The sequence below is a fragment of the Blastomonas sp. genome (genome assembly GCF_041747255.1).
Classification (GTDB): domain Bacteria; phylum Pseudomonadota; class Alphaproteobacteria; order Sphingomonadales; family Sphingomonadaceae; genus Blastomonas.
The window spans coordinates 1-3,406 of record NZ_JBGTFM010000433.1 but is presented as its reverse complement, the minus strand read 5'-3'; the positions used below and the strand labels follow the sequence as shown (position 1 = coordinate 3,406).

Annotated in this window: 4 protein-coding genes; all 4 read right to left on the bottom strand. The window is 64.7% G+C overall.

From position 1 onward, the window contains the following. Positions 1–365: 365 nt before the first annotated feature. Positions 366–1,163 carry an SDR family NAD(P)-dependent oxidoreductase gene (locus ACEW8G_RS14580; RefSeq protein ID WP_373489126.1) on the bottom strand — a complete coding sequence of 266 codons (798 nt, stop codon included), beginning with the start codon at positions 1,161–1,163 and terminating at the stop codon, positions 366–368. Beyond that, complete coding sequence (locus ACEW8G_RS14575) at positions 1,163–1,468, bottom strand: REDY-like protein HapK (protein WP_373489125.1); 306 nt, start codon at positions 1,466–1,468, stop codon at positions 1,163–1,165. The genes ACEW8G_RS14580 and ACEW8G_RS14575 overlap by 1 nt, the downstream gene beginning before the upstream one ends. Then, the gene (locus ACEW8G_RS14570) at positions 1,465–2,634 is read right to left on the bottom strand and encodes an amidase (RefSeq protein ID WP_373489124.1); all 1,170 of its coding nucleotides are present in this window, start codon (positions 2,632–2,634) and stop codon (positions 1,465–1,467) included. Before ACEW8G_RS14570 ends, ACEW8G_RS14575 begins: the two co-directional genes overlap by 4 nt. 178 nt (positions 2,635–2,812) lie before the next feature. Next, positions 2,813–3,406: phenylacetate--CoA ligase family protein (locus tag ACEW8G_RS14565; RefSeq protein WP_373489123.1), on the bottom strand; the 594-nt coding region annotated here is incomplete at its 5' end.

The following is a 3,406-nucleotide window of genomic DNA, read 5'->3' as shown; positions in this document are numbered from 1 at the left end:
GCTTTCGTTGCCATAGTTGCGGATCGGCGATTTGACGTGCACGCCCAGCTCGTCGACCGGCTCCATCCCCCGGTCGCCGCGCGCGACGGTCATCTCGCTGCCTTCCTCGACGTTGACGACGACGCTCAACGCCAGCTTGGCACCGTTTGGCCAGTCGATGCGTTCTTCGAACATCTCACCTCTTCTCCATACCCCTCTCCCTTGACGGGAGAGGGTTGCGCAGACTTGGCAGCGTGCTGCCTAGTCGTAGCTGGGAGAGGGTGAGGCAGCGCTTGTGTTCGCACGCCCCCCCCTCTCCAACTGCGCCTGGCGAGCAAGCTCGCAAGGCTTCGTTTCCTCTCCCACAAGGGGATAGGAGGTTTACGTCAATGCATCTCCTCGCCGCCGCTTACGTTCAGCGCCTCACCAGTGACATACACCGCATCGTCGCTCGCCAGCCAGGCGCAGGCGGACGCCGTGTCGCTGGCAAGGCCCGGTCGGCCCATCGGGTTCTTCGCCTTCATGTTGGCAAGATACGCCTCGACGCTGGCAAAGCCGAGCAACTTTGAGAAATATGCATTCTGCTGCGCGCCGAGGCCGGTGGTGACGTGGTTGGGGCAAACCGCGTTGACGGTAATGCCGTGCGCGCCCAGCTCCACCGCGCTGGCGCGGGTCAATCCGACCATGCCGTGCTTGGAACTGACATAGGCGGGCAGGTGCGGAAAGCCGGTCTTCGCCGCCTGGCTGGCGATGTTGATGATCCGCCCGCCGCGCGCGCCCGCAATCATCGCCCTGGCCGCAACCTGCGTGCAATAGAATGCGCCCGACAGGTTCACGGCGAGCACCTTGTCCCAGTCCGCCGGATCGACATCGAGCAGCGGTTTCATCATGAAGCCGATGCCGGCATTGTTGACGAACACATCGACCGCGCCGAACGCGGAGCGCGCGCCATCGACCAGCGCGGCGCACTGCGCGGCATCGGCGACATTGCAGGCGATGGTTTCGACCTTCGCTCCCCGCGCGCGCAGCTCAGCGGCGACCTCTTCGGCCTCGGCATCGATCACCACATCGGACACCACACAGTGTGCGCCCTCATCGGCAAAGCGCTGCAAGATCGCCTGACCCAGCCCCTTGTGCTTGCCGGAGCCGGTGACAACGATGGTCTTGCCTTCGAAGCGGCGCATCACAGGTCCTCGGTGAGGATGAACTGCGGGTTGTCAGCATATTGCTGAAACGGTGCGGCCATTGCCTGGAATTCGGGCGTGCTGATGTCCGCGACGAAGGCGTCCATGTCGGTGATATCGATGATCTCGATATGGCTGTAGGGCGATGTCCCGTCCGAGCCGAACAGCCCGGTGGCCTTATGGACGGTAAACGCGTTGACCGAACCGAGCGCATTGACGGCTGGAAAATCTTGGTTTCGCGCCCAATCTTCATATTCGCTGACCGAGACGCCGGGCCTTAAGTTGAACAGCACGATGATCTTCATGGGTTTGGCTCCTTCGTGAAAAACGGCGGGCGATACGCGCAAAGCTTGGCATCGAGCGCACGCGCGCGGTCAAACAGCGCGGCCTCACAGCCGGGCGCACCGATCAGCTGAACCCCGACCGGCAGGCCATAATCGCTAAACCCGGCGGGCAGCGCGAGCGCGGCGAGCCCGGCGATGTTGGCAAGGCAGGTGAAATCCGCCTGGTTGGAGGGCGTGGCATCGGCATGGGCAAAGGCGGTTTGTGGCGCGGTGGGCAGCAGCAGCACGCCATGGGTTGCAACCGCCTGACGCAAAGCCTCGGCGGTGTCGGCCAGCACGCTCTGGTCCTCGGCCCAGTCGGCATCCGACCGGCGCGGGCCATAGGCGATCAGGCGTTTAAGGTGATCGGAAAGCAAGGCGGGGTCGGCATCGGTAAAATGCTGCGCCATGAAGCGCACCGTCTTGATGAACCCGGCATAGCGCACCCGCGACAACCGATGCGGCAGGGTGATGTCGGCAACCTCACCCATTGCTGCGCTAGCCCGGTTATAAGCTGTGATCACCGCAGATTGACACTCCACCCCGCCGAGATCAGCCAGAACCGCGCAGCCGTTTGCGGCAGGCGCATCGCCCACATCCGAGATGACGCGCGCCACTTGATCGAGCAAATCGAGCGAACGCGCAAGCGGGCCGATGCTGTCAAGCGATGGTTCGGCGAACTCCAGCCCGCGCTGGGAGACGGCGGTCTGTGCGGGCTTGAAGCCATAAACGCCGCAATAAGCCGCCGGAATGCGCACCGACCCCATGGTATCGGTGCCAAGCGCCGCATCGCACAGCTTTGCTGCCACCGCCGCGCCGCTGCCGCCCGACGAGCCGCCGGGGGTGAAGCCGTGGGCGTGTGGGTTGTGCACCTGCCCAAACCAGGGGTTGTCGGTCTTCGCGCCGAGCGCGGCTTCCTCCATGGTGAGCATGCCGGAGATGACCGCACCTGCGGCACGCAGCCGGGCGACGACCTCGGCGTCCTCAGTGGCGATCCGGTCGCGGAACAGCGCCATGCCTGCGGTCCAGTGCAGACCCTTGACTGCGATGTTGGCCTTTATGCCGATGGTGATGCCAGACAGTGGCCCGCGGCCCGACAGAGCATCGGGCGCGTGTTCGACAAATGCGTTGAAGGGATCGAGTATCATCAAAATCCTCCCCGAGCTTGCTCGGGGAGGGGGACCGGCGGCCGCAGGTCGACGGTGGAGGGGCTCTTCCCTGGAGCGCTGCAAACGAGTGCTGAAGGAGCGCATCTGCCCCCCCACCATCCTGCGGATGGTCCCCCTCCCCCAGGCAAGCTGGGGGAGGATTGGGATACCCAACCCCTCACAACCCCCTCTCGTCAATCAGCCGGATCGGCTTTTGCCGCACGTCGATCTGGGTCTGCGCGGCCGTCTGCCCCGGCGCGACCAGCGCCACCGTCACCTCGACACCCAGTCCCTGCCGCAGCAGCGCGGCGATCTGGTCTGGATCCGTACCGCCCCGGCTTTCGAGCGTCACGGTCATGTCATCGCGCTGGCTGGCCGGATCGCGCGTCATTCGGCAGACAAATTCGCCGGTCAGATCGGCGCGGTTTTCGATCAACGCGCCGATGGCGTGCGGAAACACGTTGATACCGCGCAGCTTGACCATGTTGTCGCTGCGCCCCTTGAACCCCGCGATCCGCTTGAACGCCATGCCGGTGGCGTTGCTGCCGGTCAGCTCGTGCGTGATATCGTGCGTGTTGAATCGGATGCACGGCGCGACGTCGTCCTTGAACAGGCAGGTCACCACCATGTCGCCGGTCTCGCCACCGCCGACCGGCTGGCCACTGTCGATATCGAGCAACTCGAGATATTGCGCGTCCTCCCAGACATACAGCCCCTCGCGCTCGGGCCCTTCGCCCGCGATCGACCCGGTATCGCCGACGCCATACCAGTC

Coding starts and splice junctions, on each gene's coding strand:
- ACEW8G_RS14580 (WP_373489126.1), bottom strand. CDS start 1,163: ATGCGCCGCTTCGAAGGCAAGACCATCGTTGTCACCGGCTCCGGCAAG.
- ACEW8G_RS14575 (WP_373489125.1), bottom strand. CDS start 1,468: ATGAAGATCATCGTGCTGTTCAACTTAAGGCCCGGCGTCTCGGTCAGC.
- ACEW8G_RS14570 (WP_373489124.1), bottom strand. CDS start 2,634: ATGATACTCGATCCCTTCAACGCATTTGTCGAACACGCGCCCGATGCT.